The organism is Enterococcus sp. LJL99, assembly GCF_054871725.1.
The window spans coordinates 219,435-242,807 of sequence record NZ_JBTXLT010000001.1 but is presented as its reverse complement, the minus strand read 5'-3'; the positions used below and the strand labels follow the sequence as shown (position 1 = coordinate 242,807).

Genomic DNA, 23,373 nt, shown 5'->3' with positions numbered 1-23,373 from the left:
TTTTTTCTCCTTTATTTATCCAGTTGCTTTAGAAAATCAGAAACTTGTTCTAAACCTTTTATGAAAGTCTCTTCTGGTTCTCTAGCACACCCCATACGGAAGCAATTCTCCAGTTCAAAGACACTTCCAGGCATTAATAAAACACTTTTTTGTTCGGCCACTTGGCGACAAAATTCTTTTGAAGAAAGTTGGCTTTCATAATAAGGTAGAGCAACGGTTCCGCCTTTTGGCAATACACATGATAATTTTGCTTCCTGATCAATCCACTCTTTAAAAAGAGTAACACGGTGACGAACAATTGATAAATTTCGTTGGCAGATTACTTGCTTATGCTTTAAAGCTAAACCTGCAATATATTCATCTAATCCACCGCAACTAATCATGGTATAGTCACGATGAATCTCTACCGTTTCAATGAGCCATTTATCTTGTGTTGCAATCCAACCTAATCGGAGTCCAGCCATGGCAAAGGCTTTGGACATACTGCCTAAACTAACTCCTTTTTCATAGGCATCCGCAACAGATAAAGAGAAGCCTTCTCGATGCTCTAATCCGCGATATGCTTCATCACAAATTAAGTAGGCATCGTTTTTACGCGCAATCTCGACGATTTTTTTCAGTATCTCATCACTAATTACATCTCCAGTAGGATTATTAGGATTATTTAAACAAATAGCTTTTGTTTTTGGCGTGACCATCGTATTCAAATGATCTAAATCAATCAAATAATCAGTGTTTCCGTCTTTCTGTAAAAATAGATAGTCGACTTGAGCGCCAATCGATTCAGGAACTGAATAAATTTGTTGATAAGCAGGCAAGATAGCAACAACATGGTCTTGAGGTTCAATCAAAGTCATCATGGTTAAATGAGAGGCTCCGACTCCACCGTGAGTTGAAATTACCTGTTCAGGCGTAATTCGATCATACAAACTAGCTACGCCAGTTAAATAATCAGGTACTCCTTTAATAGAACCGTAGCTTAATCTTAGTGAAAAAATATCTTCTTCAACTTGTTTTTTATCAATAGAAGTGACATCAATCAATTCATTTAGTGAAAATGGGATGATTGAGGTACTTGTTAAATTGTATTTAACATTGGTTTCATACAAAGATAACCAACGCTCAACACCAAAAGGTTTAATATACATAATGAGCCTCCAAAAATTTTAATGTAGAATTTTACTTAAAAATTCAATTGTACGTGGATTTTTAGGATGTGAAAATAGCTGCTCTGGTGCTGCTTCTTCAAGGATTTTTCCTTCATCCATAAATAAAACGCGGTCGCCAACTTCTTTTGCAAAGCCCATTTCATGCGTTACGATGACCATTGTCATACCGGCTTTAGCTAAGTCTTTCATAACGGCTAATACTTCACCGACCATTTCTGGATCTAGAGCAGAAGTTGGTTCGTCAAACAGCATAACATCTGGCTCCATTGCTAATGCACGCGCGATAGCAATCCGTTGTTTTTGTCCGCCAGATAGGGAATCCGGATACGCTTCTGCTTTATCTGCTAAGCCAACTTGAGTCAATAATTCATGGGCTTTTTTCTGAGCTTGTTCGTGATTTTTTTTATTTAATTTTAATGGAGCTAAACAAATATTTTCCATTACTGTTTTATGAGGAAATAGGTTGAAGGATTGAAAAACCATACCCATTTTTTCCCGAATTTGAAAAATGTTGACTTTTGGATTAGTTAAGTCTGTTTCTTCAAAAATAATCTTGCCGCTTGTTGGTTCTTCTAATAAATTCAAACAACGTAAAAAGGTACTTTTTCCAGAACCCGAAGGTCCAATGACGACCACAACTTCTCCAGCATGAATAGTTGTTGAGAGATCGGTAAGCACTTGGTTTTCAGCAAATTTTTTTGATAAATGTTCCACTTGGATTAATGGTTTCATAAAAAGTTCTCCTTATTTTCTAACTGATTTTCCCATTTTCTTTTCAAAATAATAGATTGCGATAGAGACAATACAGGTCATGCAGAAATAAATAATCGCTGCAATAAAAAGGGATTCCATCGTTCGATAGGTGGCTGCTTTCACTGTATCTGCGACAAACATCAATTCTGAAACGGCAATTACTGAAAGCAATGAAGTCTCTTTGATCATAGAGATAAATTCATTTCCTAATGCAGGTAAAATATTACGGATTGCTTGTGGTAAAATGATTTCTTTCATTGTGATTTTCTTGTTTAATCCAAGAGAATAGCCCGCTTCCATTTGTCCTTTATCAACTGCATTAATTCCTGAACGAATAATTTCTGCCACATAAGCACTTGAATTGATAGATAAGGCAATACAGCCAGGAATCAATCGAGCAATATTAACATCCCAAATATAAATGGATGGGATATGAATCAAGGAAGATAAGCCAAAGTAAAAAATAAAGACTTGCAGTAGGGCAGGTGTCCCACGCAGTACTTGAATATAAACTAAAGCAAGCCCTTTTAAGAGCTTATTAGCCGAAATTCTTAATAATGCAACGAAAATCCCAAGTAAAGTTCCGAAGAAAACACAAATTAAGGCTACAAATAAAGTGGTTGCTGCACCTTTTAGAAAGATTGGACCATAGGTTTTTAACATATTGGGAGTGCTTACTTGTTCATCTGTTGTATTTGCTAATTGGATATTTTTTTCTAATAATTGCTCCATAGAGCCATCATTTTTCATCTCAACAATAATTTCATTGACGCGTTGAATAAGTGCTTGGCTTTCTTTGGGAAAAGCAATTACTTGCGCTGTTTTTTCTTCTGGAACATCGATTTTTACATCTGCCACAGCTAAATTAGGATAAACATCCAAGTAGTTACGTGCGGTTAACCACCCAACCACGCCTGCATCTACTGTTCCAGCATTGATTTCAGCGATTACTTCTGGTAATTTTCCTAATGCTACTGGTTTAGCATTTGGTAAATAGTCATTTAAAATTGTTTCTTGGGTAGATCCCTTTTGAGCAGCAATCTCTTTTCCATTTAAGGAATCAATAGACTTAAAATTTTCAGCTTTTTCTTTAGTCGTTAAAATGACAAAAGGTAAATTATGATAGGTATCAGAAAAACCAACAATTTCTTTTCGTTCTGGTGTGGGATTAAAACCCGCTAAGGCCATATCAAATTCTTTTGTCTGGATACTTGGGATTAAACCATCAAATTTCATATTTGTGATTTCTAATTCGACCCCTAGTTCTTTAGCAATCCGTTTTGCAACATCAATATCAAAACCAACAATTTCTTCTTTCCCATTATTCATGCGAATAAACTCTTTTGGCGGATTATCTGCTGCCGTACCAACCTTTAGTGTGCCGCTATCCAATACTTTTTGCAGAGAATCATCCTGTACTGCCAAGGCAGATTCGCTGTAAAAAAATACAGAAAAAGCCAGTAATAACGTGAATAATAATCCAGTAACGCCTCTTCTTTTCATTTTACCCCTCCGTTGCTTATTGAATATTCATTCATTTTTTGTAACTCTTTTAAATTGATTTTATTATAAAGCAGAAAAGTCGATTATTATTTTGTAAATTTCACAAATAATAAAAAGTATTTTGTGTAAATTACAAAAATGGTATACTGTGAATAGATAATGAATACTAAAGATGAATAAATATTTATTAATAAGGGAGGTCATGCTATGAGTATTTCCATTCAAGAAATGATTCAGTATGATTTTTTTGATTTTATAACGTTAGAGGCTGGAAAATCTGGAGCGCTGAAACAAGTTCAAACAATTGGCTTGTTAGAATATGAGTATGAAGATAAAGAAAACCCAAAAAGAAAATTTGATCCAAACACCTTAGTTTTGACTAGCTTATATTTTTTGAAAGACAGTCCAGAGTTATTATTAGATACTGTGAAATTATTGTATCGGGATGGAGTATCTGGTCTAATTGTTAAAAAAATTTTTTTACGTTCTTTTTCGCAAGAAGTGCTAGATTATGCTAATGAAATGGGCTTTCCTATCTTCAGTTATGGAAAAAATGCTCCAGTTCATTTTGAAGATATTATCTTACAATTAAACACGATGATTTCCTTAGAAAAATCACAAGAAGCCTTAGAATCACAATTGACGAGATTTCTAAAAAATGAATTATTGCTTGAAGACCATCAAGTTCAAACCCTCTTTTTTAAAAATGCGTATGTTTATCGCTATAAAGTTGGCTATTTATTACCCAAAAATTTAAGTATTTCTTTTTCTCATTGGTTTTCTTTACTAAAAAACTATCAACAACTAGGAATGATTGTTCAGGGAATTAAATATCAAGAAGGGATTTTTTTATTGATTGCTCCTACTAGTCAAATGAATGCTAGGCAAAATTACCCAACAATTGAAGCCATCTTACAAAAAATCGGTATTCCAATTTCGCAATTTTATGGTGGGATTAGTAATGAACATCAGTTATTGTATTCGTTTAAAACGGCACTAAATGAAGCTTTAGCAAGCGCTCATCATGCCTTACATTTTCAATTAGATCAGAGTTTTTATGATCAATTAGGTGTTTATCAATTATTGATTCCGTATAGAAATGACCCTGTCTTAGCAACATATAGTCAACAATTGCTTAAAAAAATTGTGCAGTCTGATTCTAAAAAAGATAGAAGACTATTAGAAACGGCAGAAATATTTGTCCAGCAAGAGGGCGACATCAAAAAAATCGCCCAAACATTGAATATCCACGAAAATTCGGTTCGATATAGAATACAAAAAATAAAGAAGTTAATTAGTGGGGATGACGCGTTCATTTCTGATTGTTCCCTTTATGAGCAACTATCTTTAGCATTAAAAATTGCTGATTTAACTTGTCCGTTTAAATTTAATGAGTTGCTCTGAGTTGATTTTTAGCACATGACTGTTATGAAAGGAGAATTCTAATGATTTATGCCCCATTATGTGAATGCGATGTTCCAAAATACTTAAAATGAAGCAAAACTCATTTCGATGCTTTTGTTTCATTTACGATGTATGGACAAAAGCGTGATTATTGAAACAGTCGATATTAATTCAATTTTTGACATAAAATAACAAAATGGAGGTAATAGTTTGTGAGTATACAATTAAGTAATGAATTACAAGGAAAAGCCAATTTGATTATCACTGAGGTGACTTTATCTAATAGTAAATATGACACTACTCTTTGGGATGATTCCCTTGAACCTTTGATGAATGAAATAAAAGAAACTCAAACCCTTGAAACATTAAGAGCAAATAAACGGATTAAAGAAACGAAAGTATTTTACAAATCAATCGGATTAGATGCTTCACGTTATCGTCCTTCTTCGGATAGTTTGTTAAGACGGGTTATTAAAGGAAATGGACTTTATCAAATTAATACACTGGTGGATTTGAATAATTATCTATCGATGAAATTTCAGCTTCCAGTAGGGAGCTATGATTTAGAGCAACTCGGTGATTCAGTGGTTTATCGAGTTGGGCAAGCAAATGAAAGCTATCAAGGAATTGGAAAAGGATTGATTATTATTGAGAATTTTCCAGTATTAAGTGATGAGCAGGGTCCTTTTGGAAGTCCAATCTCAGATTCACAACGAGCGATGATTTCAGAGAAAACAACCCATGCTTTAGTGATTGTTTATTGTTTTGGTCAATCATTCAGTGAGATGCAACAAATCAGTAAAGAGACGAAGCAAGTTATTCAAAATATTTTCCCAGAAGTGGTATTTGGAGAACAATATACAATTTAATGATTTTTCTTGATAGAAAAACAAGTGCATGAAATCATTTATTTTCTGGGAAACTTTGTTTTAATAAAAGAATCACTAGCGAGTACTTGCATTTGTTACTTTTCACTGAAAATCATCATTTTTTTATCAAGGTATGAACGATTCAATTCGTATTTATAAAATAAAATGAAAAAAATAAATAGGTTTTCTAATTGACAAGCCATCTTTCCTCTGATATTATAATTAAAAATTAATAAAAAACACGTTGATAAAGAAAGTAAAATTCTGTGGCATTTCTAACAGAGAGCCTTGGTAGCTGAAAAAAGGTGAAAGAAAACGAATTTGAAAATGGCTTTTGAGTGGGTACTTCGACAATTTATTTTAGAGGTACACGGGGTGATACTCGTTAACAAAAATCCCAATATTACGTGCAAACAGCGTATTGGAACAGAGGCAAAAATCAAATGATTTTTGTGAATTAAGGTGGTACCATGTAAGTTTATTACATCCTTAGAATAGTCTTAGACTGTTCTAAGGATTTTTTTTATTTAAAATTTGAGGAGGCTATCCATTATGTGTCAATCAGCAGCGCACCATTTTGAAATTGTAGGAAGTTTTTTACGCCCAGAGGAACTAAAGCAAGCAAGAGAAGATTTTGCCGCAGGAGTTATTTCGGCGGATGAATTAAAAACGATAGAAGATCAAGCGATTCGAGAATTAGTTGAAAAACAAAAAGAAATTGGTTTGAAATTTATTAGTGATGGGGAGTTTCGTCGTAGTTATTGGCATTTAGATTTCTTTTGGGGATTTAACGGAGTAGAGCATAATGTGATGGATCAAGGGTACTTGTTTCATGGTGAAGAGACGCGTGCAGATTCGGCTCGTTTATCTGGAAAGATTCGTTTCAATCCAAACCATCCAGTGTTTGAGGAATATAAATTTTTAACTGAACTTGCGGATGGGTTGCCTGTTCGTCAAAGTATTCCAGCACCTGCACAATTATTTGCAGAATTGGTTCGTGGGGCAAACGAAGAAAAGGTCGATGAATTTTATCCAGATAGAGAAGAATTATACCAAGATATCGCCACAGCTTATCGAGAAACAATTTTGGCTTTGTATGATTTAGGTTGTCGAGATATTAAATTGGACGATTGTACATGGGGAATGTTAGTTGATAAGAGTTTCTGGAAAACAATGACCAATGGGGAATATGATACACAAGCAATCCAAGATTTCTATTTACGTTTAAATAATGATGCATTAGTTGATTTACCAGAGGATCTGCATATTACAACACATGTTTGTCGCGGCAACTATCATTCTACTTGGGCAACTTCTGGTGGGTATGAACCCGTTGCAAATACCTTATTAGGACACGAAGAAGTAGAAGCCTTCTTTTTAGAGTTTGATGATGATCGTTCTGGGAATTTTGAACCTTTACGTTTTGTTCCAGAAAATAAACAAGTAGTTTTAGGGTTGGTAACTAGTAAGGATGGAAAATTAGAGGATAAAGAAACGTTGATTGCTCGTATTAATGAGGCGAGTCAATATGTTCCGCTTGAACGATTAAGTTTAAGTCCACAATGTGGTTTTGCTTCAACGGAAGAAGGGAATATTTTAACAGAAGAGGATCAGTGGGCAAAACTGCGTTTAGTAGTTGATGTAGCAAATGAGGTTTGGGGTACAAAATAAAAGTGAGTGAAGAAAGAGGGAAATAAAAATGGCAGAAGTAGAAAGTTTTACCTTGGATCACAATAAAGTAGTAGCACCTTATGTTCGTGTAATAACAACAGAAATCGGTCCAAAAGGAGATGAAATTACCAATTATGATCTTCGTTTGGTGCAACCAAATCAAGCGGAGATTCCGACGGCAGCAATCCATACATTAGAACATTTATTTGCGGATTTATTACGTGACCGTTTATCTGGAATTATCGATATTTCGCCATTTGGTTGTCGGACAGGGTTTCATTTAATCGTCTGGGGTCAGCATTCAGCTCAAGAAGTCGCACAAGCATTGAAGGAAACCTTAACTCAAATTGTTGAGGATACGCAGTGGTCAGATGTACAAGGTACAGATGCTAAAAGTTGTGGGAATTATAAAGACCATTCGTTGTTTTCTGCTAAAGAATGGGCAGCTTTGGTTTTAGCACAAGGAATCAGTACGGACGCATTTGAACGACAAATCGTTTAGAGAAGTGGAAGTGAAGGGTGTGAAATTTCCAGAATTAAAACAAAAGGTTGTACTTGTTATTGGCGGTGCCAAAGGAATCGGCGCAGCAATTCGGGAAACATTTATCGAACAAGAAGCAATCGTGATTGATGCAGATATCCAGTATTCAAAGCAGTTTACGCAACTAGCTGAAAATAACTATCAATTATTTGTTGATTTAAGCCAAGAAGCATCTATTCAAGAGCTTGTAAAAATATTGAAAGAACGAAGCTTGATACCAGATGTACTCGTTCATTCAGCTGGAATTTCTACAATGGATTTTTTCATAGAAAGCCAGACAACCGATTTTGATAACGTTTTTTCAGTCAATACTAGAGGCGTTTATCTTGCTTGCAAGTATCTTGTTTATGAAATGAAGCAGGAAAAAAAAGCAGGGCGAGTGATTATTATTGCCTCACAAGCGGGGAAAAATGCGTATCGTGGGATGTCCACTTACGTTGCTTCAAAGCATGCTGTTTTGGGATTGACAAAAAATTTAGCTTTAGAAGTTGCCCAAGATCAAATTTTGGTTAACGCCGTTTGCCCAGGAATCATTGAAACGGAAATGAAATGGCGTGAACGAGTGGAAGGCGGAAAATTACGAGGATTGACAGCTGATGAAATCGCTAAAGAAGATGCTTCTCAAGTGCCACTTGGACGGACAGGGCAACCTCAAGATGTAGCAAACGTGGTTTTGTTTTTAGCTAGTTCACTGGCAGCTTATTTAACTGGACAAGCGATTAATGTAACAGGCGGCATGACGATGCACTAGCCTGAATACTAAGAAAAGTTTGGAAAAATAGCGGTGGATAGTTTCATTAAAAATATAGGAAAATTCAACGATTATAATTGATTTTAGTTAGACTTAAGTTTTAGCAGATTTGCAACTATTTTTATTTGTTTAGAGAATGTATAGAAATAGGAGGATTGTATGAAAAAGAAATTCGGGATTCTGGTGATTTTAGGTTTACTCCTTTTAGCAGGTTGTGGTAATCAGGCGAAGAAGGAGACAACGGCAAAGGAAGCAGAAGTAGGATCAAAAAAAATTGTGATTGCTTCGGCGGATAGTGATGCCCAAATTTGGAAATTTATTGCTGATTCAGAGGCTACCAAAAAGGCGGGATTAGAGATTGAAGTCAAAGAAATAACTGGTGGTCCACAGTTGAATAATGCTACAGTTGAAGGGCAAGCAGATGTTAATGCCTTTCAATCGTTAGGATACCTATTAAGCTTTAATAAAGATAGTCAAGAAGAACTGGTTCCAATCGCAACAACTTATATGGAACCAATGGGAATTTATTCCGATAAATATCAATCAATTGATGAAGTAAAAGACGGTGCTTTAGTCGCTTTAGCCGACAATCCAGCGAATACAGCACGAGGTTTACGTTTGCTTGAATCAGCAGGTTTAATCAAACTATCAGCTGATTTTGATGGTGGCACGGGAACCCCATCAGATATTGTTGAAAATCCTAAAAATTTAGAATTCAAATTGATTGATGATACAACAGGCCCCAGAATTTTGCAAGATGTTGATTTAGCTTTAATTAGTAATACGATTGCTTTTGAAGGTGGCTTAAATGTTCTGAAAGATGCTATTTATAAAGAAGAAATTGATGATAATACCAAGTTGAGTATAAATGTTCTTGTTGCTAAAAAAGAGCGTGAGAATGATGAAGAGTTACAAAAATTAAGTGCGCTTTATCATAGTCAAGAAGTGAAAGACTATATCGAAGAGCATTTTGGTGGAACGAAGGTTGATGTACAAGAAGATATCAAAAAATTGTGGGAGGATGTTCAATGAAAATCGCAGTCGCAGCAGCGATGAAAGAAGAATTGGCTCCTTTTCGTAAGCAATATAAAGTGAATCGTCTTGTTGAACGAGGGAAAACGATTATTGAAGAGATTACTTTTGTAGAGAAAAAAACGTCAATATATATAGTAGAAACAGGAATTGGAAAAGCAAATGCTGCTGCCGCCGCTAGTTTACTTTGTGAATCCTATCATCCAGATTTGATTATTAATACAGGCTCGGCTGGCGGTTTTTCTGAGCAACTTACAATTGGAGATGTTGTTTTTGCGACATCGTTGACCTATAGTGATGTTGATGCGACTGGTTTTGATTATATTTATGGACAAGTACCGCAAATGCCTAGTCACTATTTAGTAGAAAATAGTACGATGTATTTTGATTTGCTTTCTTCACCAACTAATTATAAGCTGCATAGTGGATTGATTGTAACTTCTGATTCATTTATGAGTGAGAAAAAATTAGTTGAATTCATTAAACAGCAATTTCCAGGTGTATTGGCATCTGATATGGAATGTACAGCTTTAGCACAAGTCGCCCATTTTTATAAGATTCCAGTGCTGAATATTCGTGGCATTTCAGATATAGCTGGTCAAGATGCGGCTGATTCATTTGATCAAAATATTGATACTGCAGCGTTGCATGCCTTTGAACAAACCAAAAATCTTGTTGATCAGTTGATACGTAATGGAAGTAACTAAAAATGATTCAGCAAAGAACCTCGTACCTTTCATATGAAGTGTGTACGAGTTTTTTTGAGATTTATTACGTTTCGATTTAAGCGTATAATAAAATAATATGATTAAAGTTAGGCTAAGTTTTAATGAGCAAAGTAGAAAGCTGTTTAGAAAAAAGAACTACGGCGAATTCCAAAAGGGTTTAATATAGAATAATAGCCAAGCAAATTAAAAAGGAGTCGATCGAATTGACAACAATAGTAGAATGTTTAGCAATTTTAAAATCAAAAAAATGGTTGGATTTAACACATAATGTTTCAGCGGAAATTCCTTATTTCTCTTCATTTAAACCATTAAAGGAAAGAACTCTGTTTACCGTTGATGACGATGGTTTTTTAGCTAAAGAATATCAGTTGGTTTCTCAATATGGTACACATATTGATGCTCCTGTTCATTTCTCTGCGGGAAAACGTTTTTTAGAAGAGCTTTCTTTAAAAGAATTAATCTTACCAATTTTTGTTTTACATAAGGAAAAAGAAGTTAATGAAAATTCTGATTATGAAGTAACAGTCGCTGATATTTTGGATTTTGAAGCAAAATATGGAAAATTACCAGCGGATAGTTTGGTAGCTTTTGCAAGTGATTGGTCTAAGCGGTGGGGAAATCATGAAAACTTTTATAATTTTGACGAATTTGGTCAAGCACACACACCTGGCTGGTCATTAGAGGCATTACAGTTTTTGCATGAGCAAAGGAATATTTTAGCAATAGGTCATGAAACCTTAGATACGGATAGTGCAGTCAGTTGTACGGAAAACAAGGATTTGATTGGTGAAAGATATTGGCTTTCTCAAGACAAGTTTCAAGTAGAAGTCTTGAATAATTTAGCTGAAGTTCCTGCAACCGGAGCAGTTATTGTTTTAGGCGTTCCAAAAATACAACAAGCACCAGGATTTACAGTTAGAGCTTTTGCAATCTTACCAGAATAAATGCGTTTATGATTTAAAAAAATGACATGTAGCGACAAACAAATAAAAAATAGCAGAAAAAACCTTTTTTATTTTCTATCTTGTCACCTAAAATGTTTACATTTAACTAGTGATAGTGTACTATTTAAAGGTATGCATAGCATGAATTGATGTATAAAATTAAGTAACTCGGAGGGAAACAAATGTCTGTAAAATGGGAAAAAAAAGGCACCAATGATGGTGTGTTAACTTTTTCAGTAGATCAAACCCTAATTGAAAAAGGTTTAAAACAAGCGTTTGATAAAGTAAAGAAAAATCTTAATGTACCAGGATTCCGTAAAGGAAAAGTGTCACGTCAAGTTTTTAATCGTATGTATGGTGAAGAAGCATTATATGAAGATGCTTTAAACGCTGTATTACCAGAAGTTTATGAAGCAGCAATCAAAGAATCTGGAATTGATCCAGTATCTCAACCTAAAATTGATGTTGAAAGCATGAATAAAGGAGAAGATTGGGTAGTTACTGCTGAAGTAACCGTTAAACCAGAAGTAAAATTAGGTGAGTATAAAAACCTAACTGTTGAAAAACAAGACCGTGAAGTAACGGATGAAGACGTAGATAATCGTTTGAAAACAGAACAAGAAAAACAAGCTGAATTAGTGATTAAAGAAGATGAAGCAGCTGAAAATGGCGATACTGCTGTTATTGATTTTGAAGGATTTAAAGATGGTGTGGCTTTTGAAGGTGGAAAAGGTGAAAACTATTCACTAGAATTAGGCTCTAACTCATTTATTCCTGGTTTTGAAGATCAATTAATCGGTAAAAAAGCTGGTGAAGAAGTAGAAGTAAATGTAACCTTCCCAGAAGATTATCAAGCAGAAGATTTAGCTGGTCAAGCAGTTGTTTTCCAAGTGAAAATTCACGAAGTTAAAGGAAAAGAATTACCTGAATTAGATGATGATTTTGCGAAAGATGTAGATGATTCAGTTGAAACATTAGCTGAATTAAAAGAAAAATACCGTAACGAATTAACTGAAGCAAAAGAAACTGCTGCAACAGAAGCAAAAGACGAAGCGGCTATCCGTCAAGCTGTGGACAATGCTGAAATCGTTGATTTACCACATGTAATGGTTCATGATGAAGTTCACCGCTCTATGGATGAATTCTTAAACAACATGAAACGTCAAGGAATCGAACCTGAAATGTACTATCAATTAACTGGTACAACAGAAGCTGATTTACACAAACAATTCGAAGGTGAAGCAGAAGTTCGTACAAAAACAAACCTTGTCATCGAAGCTGTTGCTGCAGCTGAAAAAATCGAAGCTTCTCAAGAAGAAATCGATAACGAAATTAAAGAATTATCAGAACAATACAACATGCCTGTTGATCAAGTAAAACGTTTCTTAACAGAAGATATGTTAAAACATGATATCAGCATGAAAAAAGCTGTAGAAGTGATTACTGAATCAGCAGTAGAAAAATAATTAGTTGATTTAAAAATGATGTACTAACTTTTGAAAATGAAGTTGGTACGTCATTTTTTATACTAATAAGAGACAAAATTAATTTTGTGAAAATTAAACAACTAAAAAGTAAGTTTCAGGTCATTTTGTTAAAATACTAAAAAATATTGTTCATTCAAACGGCTTCTTTTAAACATTTGCTTACAAAAAAAGAACAATTTTGATTATATGTTTAAAATGCACAAAAAATGATTCTTTTTTTATCCGAACCTACTAATGTATTATCTTTGGAAAACGCTTACTATAAGATGGGAGAGAATTATTTAAGTAGAAATTTAAAAATAAAGGGAAAAGGTGAATGAAAATGAGAATAAAAAAATCAGATTTACATGACTTAATCAAAAATAAAATCCATAAAGCAGGTTTATCAGAAGATCAAGCTTCGATTGTTAGTGATGTTTTAACGTTTGCAGATGCTAGAGGAATTCATTCCCATGGCGCTATGCGTGTAGAATATTACTCTGAACGAATTGCAAAAGGCGGAATCACTAGTGATCCTAAATTTAATTTTGAAAAAAGAGGTCCAAGTTGTGGCGTTTTTGAAGGAGATAATGGTTCTGGGTTTGTTGCAGCAGAAAAAGCAATGGATCATGCAATCGAAATTGCGAAAGAAACAGGTGTTGCTGTAATTGGTGTTAAAAATATTTCTCATAGTGGGGCACTGGCTTATTATGTAGAAAGAGCTGCAGCAAATGATATGGTTGCTTTATCTGTTTGTCAATCTGATCCAATGGTTGTGCCATTCGGTGGTAGTGAACCATTCTTTGGAACAAATCCTATTGCCTTTGCGGCGCCAAGTAATGATGAAAGAATTATTACTTTTGATATGGCAACAACCGTGCAAGCTTGGGGCAAAATTTTACATGCTCGTTCTAGAAAAGAATCAATTCCTGATACTTGGGCGGTTGACGAACAAGGAAATCCAACGACTGATTCAACAAAAGTAAATGCGCTATTACCAATCGCTGGACCAAAAGGATATGGTTTGATGATGATGGTGGATATTTTATCTGGTGTTTTACTAGGAGTTCCGTTTGGGAAACATGTTTCTTCAATGTATCATGATCTTTCAAAAGGGAGAGAATTAGGTCAGTTGCATATTGTGATTAATCCAGAATTCTTTGTTGGGTTAGACACATTTAAACAGACGATTTCAACGATGTTAGATGAATTGAAAGAAGTGGCGCCAAGTGCCGGATTTAAAGAAGTGAATTATCCAGGTGAAAGAGGAAGAATGCGTGAGAAGAAATATGAAGAAGAAGGCATTGAAATAGTAGATGATATCTATAATTACTTGATTAGTGATGATATTCATTATGATCGGTATGATCACAAAAATAAATTCGCTGAATAAAATTTAGCTAGCGAATTAGTAGAATTAAAAATAAACAAGGGACAAAACAGCAGCTTAGTTTTGTTCCTTGTTTATTTTTTTAGTATAGAATAATCGTGAAAGAATTTGGTATAATGTAGTGTTAGTTATTTATCTTTTTAATTGATAAATGTTAGGAGAAATGGAAAGTCAAATTTTGGCTAACGTTAGGACTAAAATGAATCGATTCTAGTAAAAGTGAAAAATGGCAATCCATTGAGTGATGAAAAGAAACTGAAAGCTTGTTAATAAAGGGTTAAATAGAGTCTGTTTGTATTAATGGAGAGACATGTTTCATTCGTTGCTAACTGTTTAAGTGAGCAGATTTTAAACCGATGAGTTTTAAAAGATGCTGTTCAGCTATTTTTTAGCTATACTTAAGATAAGAAATGAGGTGAGCCAATTGGAAAAAACAAATAAGATATATATGGTGAATCAGTTTGAAACTACTACTTTAGAAGAATTGAAGGACAGTCTTTTAGATTGGTTGTTCTTTATAAGAATCGTGACAACACCGGTAACTTTTCGATTTGGCGAGGAGCCTGTCGAAGATTTTGATGTTACCGAAATAAGTCGGAAAATTGCTACTTTGGAACGCCAAGAAAACCTTTGGATCAAAGTAAATGCTGAAGAAGGTGAATTCCAAATACATGTAGTAGATAAGCGGTTTTTAGAAAGAACTATCATACAGTTACCTGTTTTCTTAGCACATGAAGCGATGATTGAAAATTATTATGATACTAGAATAGAAGCTTTTGGTGTTTTTGGCTTTATGCGACCACTAAATGAGTATTTGTATAATAATATAGAAAAAATTGACCGACGAACGTTCGAAACAGCAGAAGAAACAGAAAAATTACCAAAACGTTACAATGACAGTAAAGAAATAGTTGTAGATTGTAATCAATTAGCTGGTTTCGATTTATATTATAAAGGACTTTGTTTTACTTCTTGTTGGAAAATGTATTTTTCAGATGCTTATTTTACTATTATTCCTAAACAGATTTTTCTGGAAATTCAACAAGTTCATTCTGTTCAAGAATTAAAAAATAATCATATTAAAATTACGCTATTTGCCAATCCTGTCAATTGGGATAAAGAAGTAAATCAAGTGTATCAAAGATTATTTAGAGATCAGTTAGGTTTTGATCAATTAGGCTGGAACAATGGAATCGGTGTTTTAAGACCTCCTTACATTGAATATGCTTTTACTGAAGATGCAATTCAAACGGTACAATACCAGAATCATCAATTTCAACCTGTAGAGAAAAAGAAAGCAACCCATTTTGTCACTAGAAGCTATAATCCACTAAACAAAGAATACGTAGAAAATCGAACAAACGGCATTTTAAATGCGCAAGCCTATTTTCCTTGGGTCGATGAAAGTAACCAACGAATGATGAACTACCGTGTTTTAGATCCTGATTTAACGATTGATAATGGGATTTCTGCCTACGAGTTTTATATTCGTCAATTTTTGGAAATTGATATTAATGATGAAAAATATCAAACATTTACCTCTGTTTTACGCTTCTATTTACCGAAAGAAGCAATGGCGGCAGTTCCTTTTAAAGCATTGCAGGATAATCTAAACGATATAAATATTAGTAATTTAACGCAAAAAGAACACTCTGCTCGTTTTGATTTAAGGAAAGCTAGAAATCATCTACAGGTAGTCTTTCTAGACTATAGTCGTTTAGAATCAATCCATGAAACCCTTGAAGAAGGGGACTAAAAAAAAGCCGAAATACTTAAGAATCAACTGTCGATTCTTAAGTATTTCGCTTTTTTGGTTAGTGCTTATTGTTGAGGAACTGGTTTTTTTACAATACCTAAGATGATTGCTGATACTAGTGAACCAATCGCAATAAACAATAGGTATAAAATAGGATTTGTTAATAGTAAGGCAACGAAGATACCGCCATGTGGTGCAAGTAAACGAATACCAAACGCACCGACTAAACCACCAGCAAGCGCTGAACCAACAACGAAACTTGGAATCACACGTAATGGATCCGCTGCAGCAAATGGAATAGCGCCTTCGGTAACGAATGAAAGACCCATAACTAAGTTAGTCAAACCAGCATCTTGTTGATCCTTCGTAAATTTGTTTTTAAATAAAAGTGTTGCAATAAAAATTGCCAATGGAGGAACCATACCACCGGCCATTACAGAAGCCATGATAATACTACCACCTTCAGTAACCGTTGCTGCAATTGAAGCTGTCCCAAATACGTAAGCCGCTTTATTGATTGGACCACCTAAATCGACTGCCATCATACCACCAAGTAATGCACCTAATAAAGCAGCATTTGTTCCATCAAGACCCATTAAGAAGTTGTTTAATCCGTCATTGATAATTTTCATTGGTATATTAATGAGTAACATGGCCCCGCCAGTGATTAGTAAACCAAATACTGGATAGAAAAGAATGGTTTTGATTCCATCAAGTGATTTTGGTAGGCTTTTGAAAAGTTTTTTCAAGAAGACAATCACGTAACCTGCTAAGAAACCACCGACTAAAGCACCTAAAAATCCAGCACCACCAGTGCTTGCTAATGCACCTGCTGTGAAACCAACAATCAATCCAGGGCGATCAGCAATACTTGAAGCAATATATCCGGCTAAAACAGGTAACATAAAGCCAAAGGCAGCACCACCGATTTGATTAAACCAGCTAGCGACTTCATTGTAAGAACCTAAACTGCTAAGCTGACTATCAGGAACACCAATAAATTGATCAATCATAAAGGATAACGCAATGGCAATCCCACCGCCGATAACGAACGGTAACATATGTGAAACACCATTCATCAAATCTTTATAGATTCTTGAACCAATTGAACCTTCTGCTGAACCATCATCTTCTTGAGCATCTGAACCGCTACTATGGAAGACAGGAGCTTTGCCACTTGTTGCTAGTGTAATCAATTCTTCCGTTTTACGGATGCCATCACTTACAGGACGGTTGACTAATTCTTTACCATCGAAACGATCCATTGCTACTTTTTTATCTGCTGCAACGATTACGCCATCAGCGCGAGCAATATCTTCAGCAGTCAAACGATTTTTGATTCCTTCTGAACCATTTGTTTCAACTTTGATATCGATGCCCATTTCTTTGGCTTTTTTCTTCAATGAATCTTCTGCCATATAGGTATGAGCAATTCCAGTTGGACAAGCTGTAACGGCTACGACAAACTTACGATTCGATTCAGAAGCTTCGGTGGCTGCTTTAGCTGCTTCTTCTTGTTCTCTTTTTTCTTCAGCTTCTTTTTCATTTTCAGCTGTTTGGAAAAGCGTTTGCACTTCATCTGGTGTTTTTGTTTCTTTTAATTTTGCAACAAAGTCAGGGTCAATCAGTAAACGAGAAAGGGCAGCAAGTGCTTGTAAATGAGTATCGTTTGCGCCTTCTGGAGCGGCAATCATAAAGAATAAGTAGGTTGGTTGCCCATCTAAAGCTTCATAGTCGACTCCTTTATTACTTTTAGCAAATAAAACTGTCGCTTCTTTGACTGCACTATTTTTAGCATGCGGCATTGCAATACCATCTCCAAGACCAGTAGATGTTTGTGCCTCGCGAGCCAAAATTCCTTCTTTGTACGTATTGATATCAGAAATACGACCAGCGTCATACAATTTTTGAACCATTTCATCGATGGCGCCTTTTTTATCTGTCGCTTGAAGGTCCATGATCATAACATTTTTGGCTAATAAGTCTTTGATGTTCATTTTTTTGCCCCCTATAATTTTTCTATTTTTACTTCATTAATTAGTTCATGAATCAAGTCACTAGTAGCTAAATCATCAGAGAAAGCAGTTGCGCTACCGCAAGCAACTCCCCATTTAAATGCTTCGACTGGATCATTATTTTTTGAAAACGATCCTACAAAACCAGCAATCATCGAATCTCCAGCACCTACTGAATTTTTTAATGGACGTTTTAATACATTTGAACGATAAACTCCATCGTTAGTGAAAAGCAGTGCACCATCGCCAGCCATCGAAATGATTACATGCTGGGCACCATCTGTTAATAAGCGATTACCATAAGGAATGATGTCTTTAATCGAATGGAAAGTGACATTATATAATTCAGCTAATTCGTGATTATTTGGTTTAACCAATAATGGCTTTTGTGGCAAAGCGTGAAGTAAGTCTTTACCAGTTGTATCAATAACAAATTCTGCTTGTTTATCTTTAACTATTTGAATCAATTCTTCATAAAAACCTTCGCGAAGGGAAGCAGGTGTGCTACCGGAAAGAACGACAACATCATTTGAAGTAATCGTGCTCAACGCTTGTTTTAGTTCTTGCATTTCTTCATTACTAATAACAGGACCTAAACCATTGATTTCAGTTTCGCTTTCAGATTTCAATTTAATGTTGATTCGAGTGTCTTCTCTAACAGTCGTAAAACGAGAGGTAATTTCTTCGTTTTTTAACCAATCTGAAATGAAGATGCCAGTAAAGCCACCTAAGAAGCCTAAAGCTGTTGATTCAGTACCGATTCTTTTTAAAATACGCGAAACGTTGATTCCTTTACCACCAGGTAATTTAAAATCATTGGTCATGCGATTTAAATCACCTAATTTTAATCCGTCGACATGAACGATAAAATCGATGGATGGATTGAGTGTCACTGTATAAATCATTGTGTAACCTCCTTAATCGTTGTTTTTTGCTGAAATTGTTTTAATAACTCTGGTGCGCAATCATCTGTTAAAATCGTGATTTTTTCAAGTGAAGCGACTTTGGTAAATGTAATTTTATTCAACTTTGATTGATCGACTAAAACATAAACTTCATCAGATTGTTTAATCGCTAAACTTTTAAGAGCCGCTTCTTCAGGATCTGGAGTAGTTAAGCCATAGTCTAGATGGACGCCATTCATACCCATAAATGCTTTGCTAAATCGGAAATGGCTTAATTGTTCTAAACTTGTTGATCCGACGATTGCTTTAGTAGAAAGTTTTAAGGAACCACCTAAAATTATCGTGGCAATATTCAAGTCCCCTAATTTAGCTGCGTGGTGAACGGAATTTGTGACAACTGTGATTTTTTTATCTATAAGATAGGGAATAATTTCTACGGTTGTTGAACCAGCATCTAAATAAATCACATCGCCATCATGAATGAATTTAGCTGCATAAGCACCAATCAATTGTTTTTCTTGCGTGTTTTTGACTGATTTTTCACTCATGTTTTGTTCGAAACCTAAATTTAGAATTCGTTTAGCTCCCCCATGAATTCTTTCCAATAGTTCAGCGTTCTCAAGTTCTTGTAAATCTCGTCTAATCGTTGACTCAGAAGCGTTTAGTAAGGTCGATAGTTCCTGAGATTTGACAACGGATTGTTGTTCAAGTAAGTGCAAAATCATTTGATGTCTTTCTTCTGTAAGCATTTTCAACCCTCTTTTCATTGACTATAATATCACACAGAAAATAAATACGCAACCAAAAGCAGTCAAAAACATTCAATAAAAATTAAAAACGTTCAAAATAGGTTGGAAATTTCAGATTGGGAAAAAATGATTATTAGAAATATTGAAGAAGTAGTACAATAAAAGTGGATGAAGTAATTTAAAAAATAGAGGAAATATTAAAGAAGTATTAGTTGTGATTGATGTTCAAAAAGGGACAATTGTACTACTTTGGGGGCGAAAAAAATTTTTACAGAGAATTAATAGTTTAATGGATGAATTTCACAGCAAAGGATTGCCTGTGATTCTTGTTAGACAGATTGGTTGTGGGCCACTTTCAGTAAGACTTAATAGAAGAGATACGGATTATGTTGTTGATAAAAGTAAACCAGATAGTTTTACTTCAAGTGAATTTACAGAAGTTCTTACCGAAATAGAAACCAATAATATGGTTATTACGGGGTTAATGAGTAATGCTTGTGTTCAAGCGACATGCAAAGGTGCGCTTAGAAATAATTATTCTGTTCAATTAATCGAAGATGCGCATGATTCGCTTATTAAGCCATTGAGAATATTTTGGAATAGTCGATTACAGAATTTAGGTGTGCATTTGATAACTACAAATAACTATTTAGACAAAGTCCATCTTTGTTAAGAGCGACAACTATACAAGCATTAGAGTAGATATAGAAGCGTCTTTTTTTATTTTTGGCAAGTTAATGTTAATATAAGAGTGAATGATTTCAAGAAGTAAGCTTCTTCTATTCTTACCGCTTAATCGCTTTTTTATTTGATACTTCATTCTTAGTAATCACCCCGATAGAAAACGCTTGCAAAAAATCGCTTTTCATGTATAATAATAAGTGTAAGGAGCCATAAGTTCCCACAATTAGTTTTAGTTCTTTAGATTTTGCAAACGAGTTACACATATGCAACTTTTGAGATAATGATGGCTAATTGAATACGTACGATGTAGGTTACGTATAGGTGAATGAAGGTTTAGAAACTTTATTAGAAAGGCGTGGGAATTTGAAGTATTCCTTACTAACTGAATAGGACCTAACAGGAATTTAGGCTAAGATTGGAGCAACTTTTGACACTCCAGTAAATTATTGAATCAAAATCATAAATCCTGTTGGGTCTGTTTTTTTGTGCTTTTCTAAGAAAAACGTAGTATTGGGAAATAGCTAGAAGTCATTCCCCTTTGAAAGGGATTTAGCTCTAAATTTTCAAATAGGTATTTAAGAGATAAAAAATATTGTTTATCCTGATTGCTATAACAAGGATAAGCAATATTTTTTTATGACTATAGTTATTCATGTACGACTAAAAATGAAACTAATCAGGTAGGTGAGGAGTTAATCGCTTTGTCCCAACCGCTATTAATTTTTAGACACTAGCGAGCAAAAACCTACTTTTACTTATTTTAATATTTGATAAAAAAGTCAAAAAAAATTATCTATAGTATATAATAAAGTAATAGGAGAATGAAATTTGTTTTGAAAGAGGAAAAAACATGAAAAAAATGAGGGTTGGTATTAACTTAGTTTTACTTCTTTTTGTTGTAGCTGCGTGTTCGACCAAAAAGCAAACTAGTCAAACAGTTGTAAGTAAAAATCAATCAAAAAAAATCAATCAAGAACTGGTCAATCAAATCGTTGGAACGTGGTATGGGGATCAACCAGAAAATTATGGCGAGTACCAGATTCTTAAAGAAGGGGATTCTCTTTTATTTAAAGAAAAAGAATTTCAAATAATTAAAACAAATCGGTCGATTGTTTATACGAAGGAAAATCAGAAACAAGACAAAGAATGGTATTGCGATTTTAATTTAGATGAAAAACAATTAGTAATCAGTCAGTATTTTTCTGTTCCAGAAGGCGTTGCTGGTGGTGTTCTAGCACCGATTACCTTGAGTAAAGTTTATAGTAATAAAATAGAAATCACTCCTTTGGAAAATGCCGGTTTGAAAGAGTATGAAGCGGAACTGGAAAAAGTCTATTCTTTATATAAAAAAGCGAAAGAGCCTTTTAAGCTAGAAATTACCCATTATACAATCGAAGGAGACCCAATTGTTGAGATTCTTGAATTCGATGGACAAGAATTTATTTATACTACAAATACAACTGGAGATTCGTTTGGTAAACAAGAAAGTACCAAGCAAATATATGAAAAAATGGATTACCAGGAATTGGAAGATGAACAAATGGTAGGAGATGTAAAGAAAGAATATAGGTTAAGTAATCCCAAACGAATCAGTGATGAAAAAGAAATTATTTTTAATGTTTCTGAAGTAAAATAAAGTAACGATTTATTGAAGAGTTAGCAAGAATAAGGAGGACAAAAATGATTTCAGGAATTGTACTAGCAGTTCGTTTTTTATTAGAAATAGTTACTGTCTTAGGAATTTTTAGTGGCGTATTTATTAAAAAAAGTATAGTTCAAAAACTACTTTTCTTATTAGTTGGAATGGTTGTGACTATTCTTTGGGCTAGATTTGGAGCGCCCAAATCGCCTAATGTATTAACTGGTAACAACAAATTAGTTTTAGAAATTTTTGTCTATTCTGTTGGAGTGATTAGTTTTTATAGTCTTTTTGGCAAAAAAATCGGAACAGTTTACCTAATTATCGCTATCCTAGATTTGTTGCTTATGTATGTCTTGAAACTACAAGGAAACTAAAAAGCTTTTAGAAATGGAGCCTAATAAGATGGGATTAATAGCAGTAACTAGTGAAAATGAAGCATTTGGAAAAAGTTTAAAGGTAACACAAAAGCAAATAGATGAAGCACTAATATTTTCGGTACCAGATGCCATTCAATTGTCTAAAGAAACGACTGAAAAAGTACGTCCTTTTTTTATCGAGGCTGAAAATGAAATCATTGGTTTTACTATGTTTGCTTTTGACGAAACAATTGAAGAAGAAAATTATCGTTATTGGTTATGGCAGTTGATGATCGATGAAAAATACCAACGAAAAGGACTGACTAAACAAGTTCTCCCTCTTGTGATTGATTATTTTAAAAATGAAGGGTCTCCTATATTACCCTATCGACCAAACCTGATAATACGTCCGCTTTAACGCTATATAAACAATTTGGCTTTATTGAAACGGGTGAGTGGAATCAGGCAGAAATTATTTTACAGAAAAAAATCAACTAAGAGACGATCCTACTCCAGAATAAATTTGAAATAAAAATAATAAATGTTATTTGATTATGAAATAGTATGATAAGATGGAGAAAATATTTTTATTTTAAAGAAAAATTTGGAGGCAGAAAATTGAATATCAAAGAATATCAACAATTTATTAGTGACTTTTATAAAAGTAGAAAATGGTATGAGTATGATGCATTTATTCGTTCCAATTTTTTGTCAGAAGAGGTAGGCGAAGTTAGTCGTGCGATTCGAACACTGGAAATCGGTAGGGATCGTCCAGATGAAATTGAAGCTGATCGAGCAGAACAAATGGAAAATTTAATAGAAGAACTGGGTGATGTGCTGGATAATCTGTTTATTATTGCTGATAAATATGATATTTCTTTGGATGTCATCATGCAAAAGCATAAAGAAAAATTGTTGGCTCGGTATGAGAATAAAGTAAGTTAAAAAATTGAATAGGAACGTTTCAGAAAACAAGCATACCATTTTTGTTTTCTGAAATTTTAGCGGGAATAAAAAATATGTGTTGTTAGAACTTTCCGATAAG

Annotated in this window: 22 protein-coding genes and 1 other annotated feature; of the genes, 16 read left to right on the top strand and 6 right to left on the bottom strand. The window is 34.3% G+C overall.

The genetic code is table 11. The features are described 5' to 3' along the window. Positions 1-11: 11 nt before the first annotated feature. From ACYSNW_RS01140 to ACYSNW_RS01130, 3 genes are read right to left on the bottom strand one after another with little or no spacing between them, the layout of a single operon-like run. Positions 12-1,148 (bottom strand): aminotransferase class I/II-fold pyridoxal phosphate-dependent enzyme, encoded by a 1,137-nt coding sequence (locus ACYSNW_RS01140; RefSeq protein ID WP_461742478.1) that lies wholly within the window; start codon positions 1,146-1,148, stop codon positions 12-14. 18 nt (positions 1,149-1,166) lie between these two features. After that, the gene (locus ACYSNW_RS01135; protein ID WP_461742477.1) at positions 1,167-1,901 is read right to left on the bottom strand and encodes an amino acid ABC transporter ATP-binding protein; all 735 of its coding nucleotides are present in this window, start codon (positions 1,899-1,901) and stop codon (positions 1,167-1,169) included. 12 nt (positions 1,902-1,913) lie between these two features. Continuing rightward, positions 1,914-3,425 (bottom strand): ABC transporter substrate-binding protein/permease, encoded by a 1,512-nt coding sequence (locus ACYSNW_RS01130; protein WP_461742475.1) that lies wholly within the window; start codon positions 3,423-3,425, stop codon positions 1,914-1,916. 207 nt (positions 3,426-3,632) lie between these two features. Here ACYSNW_RS01130 and ACYSNW_RS01125 point away from each other — a divergent pair, with 207 nt between their 5' ends. From ACYSNW_RS01125 to ACYSNW_RS01075, 11 genes are all read left to right on the top strand, one after another. After that, positions 3,633-4,829, top strand: a complete 1,197-nt coding sequence (locus ACYSNW_RS01125) for a PucR family transcriptional regulator (protein ID WP_461742474.1) — start codon at positions 3,633-3,635, stop codon at positions 4,827-4,829. 212 nt (positions 4,830-5,041) lie between these two features. After that, positions 5,042-5,698, top strand: coding sequence for a B3/B4 domain-containing protein (locus ACYSNW_RS01120; RefSeq protein WP_461742473.1), 657 nt, complete (start codon positions 5,042-5,044; stop codon positions 5,696-5,698). A 235-nt stretch (positions 5,699-5,933) separates the two neighbouring features. Continuing rightward, positions 5,934-6,192 (top strand) — a binding site (T-box leader). A gap of 58 nt (positions 6,193-6,250) precedes the next feature. Next, positions 6,251-7,369 carry a 5-methyltetrahydropteroyltriglutamate--homocysteine S-methyltransferase gene (locus ACYSNW_RS01115; protein ID WP_461742472.1) on the top strand — a complete coding sequence of 373 codons (1,119 nt, stop codon included), beginning with the start codon at positions 6,251-6,253 and terminating at the stop codon, positions 7,367-7,369. A gap of 28 nt (positions 7,370-7,397) precedes the next feature. Next, the gene (locus ACYSNW_RS01110; RefSeq protein WP_461742471.1) at positions 7,398-7,871 is read left to right on the top strand and encodes an S-ribosylhomocysteine lyase; all 474 of its coding nucleotides are present in this window, start codon (positions 7,398-7,400) and stop codon (positions 7,869-7,871) included. 19 nt (positions 7,872-7,890) lie between these two features. After that, positions 7,891-8,661 (top strand): SDR family oxidoreductase, encoded by a 771-nt coding sequence (locus ACYSNW_RS01105; RefSeq protein WP_461742470.1) that lies wholly within the window; start codon positions 7,891-7,893, stop codon positions 8,659-8,661. 159 nt (positions 8,662-8,820) lie between these two features. Beyond that, positions 8,821-9,693, top strand: a complete 873-nt coding sequence (locus tag ACYSNW_RS01100) for a MetQ/NlpA family ABC transporter substrate-binding protein (protein WP_461742469.1) — start codon at positions 8,821-8,823, stop codon at positions 9,691-9,693. Next, complete coding sequence (locus ACYSNW_RS01095) at positions 9,690-10,400, top strand: 5'-methylthioadenosine/adenosylhomocysteine nucleosidase (protein ID WP_461742468.1); 711 nt, start codon at positions 9,690-9,692, stop codon at positions 10,398-10,400. Before ACYSNW_RS01100 ends, ACYSNW_RS01095 begins: the two co-directional genes overlap by 4 nt. 224 nt (positions 10,401-10,624) lie before the next feature. Then, entirely contained in the window at positions 10,625-11,365 is a 741-nt protein-coding gene (locus ACYSNW_RS01090) for a cyclase family protein (RefSeq protein ID WP_461742467.1), read from the top strand. A gap of 182 nt (positions 11,366-11,547) precedes the next feature. Continuing rightward, the gene (gene tig / locus ACYSNW_RS01085) at positions 11,548-12,831 is read left to right on the top strand and encodes a trigger factor (RefSeq protein ID WP_461742466.1); all 1,284 of its coding nucleotides are present in this window, start codon (positions 11,548-11,550) and stop codon (positions 12,829-12,831) included. 343 nt (positions 12,832-13,174) lie between these two features. Further along, positions 13,175-14,224, top strand: coding sequence for an ureidoglycolate dehydrogenase (gene allD, locus ACYSNW_RS01080; RefSeq protein WP_461742465.1), 1,050 nt, complete (start codon positions 13,175-13,177; stop codon positions 14,222-14,224). Positions 14,225-14,636: 412 nt separating this feature from the next. Beyond that, on the top strand, positions 14,637-15,977 hold the full coding sequence (locus ACYSNW_RS01075) for a hypothetical protein (protein WP_461742464.1): 1,341 nt from the start codon (positions 14,637-14,639) through the stop codon (positions 15,975-15,977). 65 nt (positions 15,978-16,042) lie between these two features. Here the strand turns inward: ACYSNW_RS01075 and ACYSNW_RS01070 are convergent, their stop codons facing one another. From ACYSNW_RS01070 to ACYSNW_RS01060, 3 genes are read right to left on the bottom strand one after another with little or no spacing between them, the layout of a single operon-like run. After that, a complete protein-coding gene (locus ACYSNW_RS01070) occupies positions 16,043-17,974 on the bottom strand; it encodes a PTS fructose transporter subunit IIABC (RefSeq protein ID WP_461742462.1) in 1,932 nt (643 codons plus the stop codon). 11 nt (positions 17,975-17,985) lie between these two features. Beyond that, a complete protein-coding gene (gene pfkB / locus ACYSNW_RS01065) occupies positions 17,986-18,897 on the bottom strand; it encodes a 1-phosphofructokinase (protein ID WP_461742460.1) in 912 nt (303 codons plus the stop codon). Beyond that, positions 18,894-19,646: a DeoR/GlpR family DNA-binding transcription regulator gene (locus tag ACYSNW_RS01060; protein WP_461742459.1), complete on the bottom strand. Its 753-nt coding sequence runs from the start codon at positions 19,644-19,646 to the stop codon at positions 18,894-18,896. The genes pfkB and ACYSNW_RS01060 overlap by 4 nt, the downstream gene beginning before the upstream one ends. A 214-nt stretch (positions 19,647-19,860) precedes the next feature. Here ACYSNW_RS01060 and ACYSNW_RS01055 point away from each other — a divergent pair, with 214 nt between their 5' ends. The 5 genes from ACYSNW_RS01055 (at position 19,861) to ACYSNW_RS01035 (ending at position 23,273) form a co-directional block, all read left to right on the top strand. Then, positions 19,861-20,319, top strand: a complete 459-nt coding sequence (locus ACYSNW_RS01055; protein WP_461742458.1) for an isochorismatase family protein — start codon at positions 19,861-19,863, stop codon at positions 20,317-20,319. A gap of 861 nt (positions 20,320-21,180) precedes the next feature. Beyond that, positions 21,181-21,966 (top strand): DUF4362 domain-containing protein, encoded by a 786-nt coding sequence (locus ACYSNW_RS01050; protein WP_461742457.1) that lies wholly within the window; start codon positions 21,181-21,183, stop codon positions 21,964-21,966. Positions 21,967-22,010: 44 nt separating this feature from the next. After that, positions 22,011-22,346, top strand: a complete 336-nt coding sequence (locus ACYSNW_RS01045) for a YrdB family protein (protein WP_461742455.1) — start codon at positions 22,011-22,013, stop codon at positions 22,344-22,346. Between the two features lie 28 nt (positions 22,347-22,374). Next, positions 22,375-22,746, top strand: coding sequence for a GNAT family N-acetyltransferase (locus tag ACYSNW_RS01040; RefSeq protein ID WP_461742453.1), 372 nt, complete (start codon positions 22,375-22,377; stop codon positions 22,744-22,746). Between the two features lie 200 nt (positions 22,747-22,946). Then, positions 22,947-23,273, top strand: a complete 327-nt coding sequence (locus tag ACYSNW_RS01035) for a MazG nucleotide pyrophosphohydrolase domain-containing protein (protein WP_461742451.1) — start codon at positions 22,947-22,949, stop codon at positions 23,271-23,273. Positions 23,274-23,373: the final 100 nt, after the last annotated feature.

What these genes read in the sequence shown, in the direction of transcription:
- ACYSNW_RS01140 (WP_461742478.1), bottom strand. Translation starts at nt 1,148, where the DNA reads ATGTATATTAAACCTTTTGGTGTTGAGCGTTGGTTATCTTTGTATGAA.
- ACYSNW_RS01135 (WP_461742477.1), bottom strand. Translation starts at nt 1,901, where the DNA reads ATGAAACCATTAATCCAAGTGGAACATTTATCAAAAAAATTTGCTGAA.
- ACYSNW_RS01130 (WP_461742475.1), bottom strand. Translation starts at nt 3,425, where the DNA reads ATGAAAAGAAGAGGCGTTACTGGATTATTATTCACGTTATTACTGGCT.
- ACYSNW_RS01125 (WP_461742474.1), top strand. Translation starts at nt 3,633, where the DNA reads ATGAGTATTTCCATTCAAGAAATGATTCAGTATGATTTTTTTGATTTT.
- ACYSNW_RS01115 (WP_461742472.1), top strand. Translation starts at nt 6,251, where the DNA reads ATGTGTCAATCAGCAGCGCACCATTTTGAAATTGTAGGAAGTTTTTTA.
- ACYSNW_RS01110 (WP_461742471.1), top strand. Translation starts at nt 7,398, where the DNA reads ATGGCAGAAGTAGAAAGTTTTACCTTGGATCACAATAAAGTAGTAGCA.
- ACYSNW_RS01100 (WP_461742469.1), top strand. Translation starts at nt 8,821, where the DNA reads ATGAAAAAGAAATTCGGGATTCTGGTGATTTTAGGTTTACTCCTTTTA.
- ACYSNW_RS01095 (WP_461742468.1), top strand. Translation starts at nt 9,690, where the DNA reads ATGAAAATCGCAGTCGCAGCAGCGATGAAAGAAGAATTGGCTCCTTTT.
- tig (WP_461742466.1), top strand. Translation starts at nt 11,548, where the DNA reads ATGTCTGTAAAATGGGAAAAAAAAGGCACCAATGATGGTGTGTTAACT.
- allD (WP_461742465.1), top strand. Translation starts at nt 13,175, where the DNA reads ATGAGAATAAAAAAATCAGATTTACATGACTTAATCAAAAATAAAATC.
- ACYSNW_RS01070 (WP_461742462.1), bottom strand. Translation starts at nt 17,974, where the DNA reads ATGAACATCAAAGACTTATTAGCCAAAAATGTTATGATCATGGACCTT.
- pfkB (WP_461742460.1), bottom strand. Translation starts at nt 18,897, where the DNA reads ATGATTTATACAGTGACACTCAATCCATCCATCGATTTTATCGTTCAT.
- ACYSNW_RS01060 (WP_461742459.1), bottom strand. Translation starts at nt 19,646, where the DNA reads ATGCTTACAGAAGAAAGACATCAAATGATTTTGCACTTACTTGAACAA.
- ACYSNW_RS01050 (WP_461742457.1), top strand. Translation starts at nt 21,181, where the DNA reads ATGAAAAAAATGAGGGTTGGTATTAACTTAGTTTTACTTCTTTTTGTT.
- ACYSNW_RS01045 (WP_461742455.1), top strand. Translation starts at nt 22,011, where the DNA reads ATGATTTCAGGAATTGTACTAGCAGTTCGTTTTTTATTAGAAATAGTT.
- ACYSNW_RS01040 (WP_461742453.1), top strand. Translation starts at nt 22,375, where the DNA reads ATGGGATTAATAGCAGTAACTAGTGAAAATGAAGCATTTGGAAAAAGT.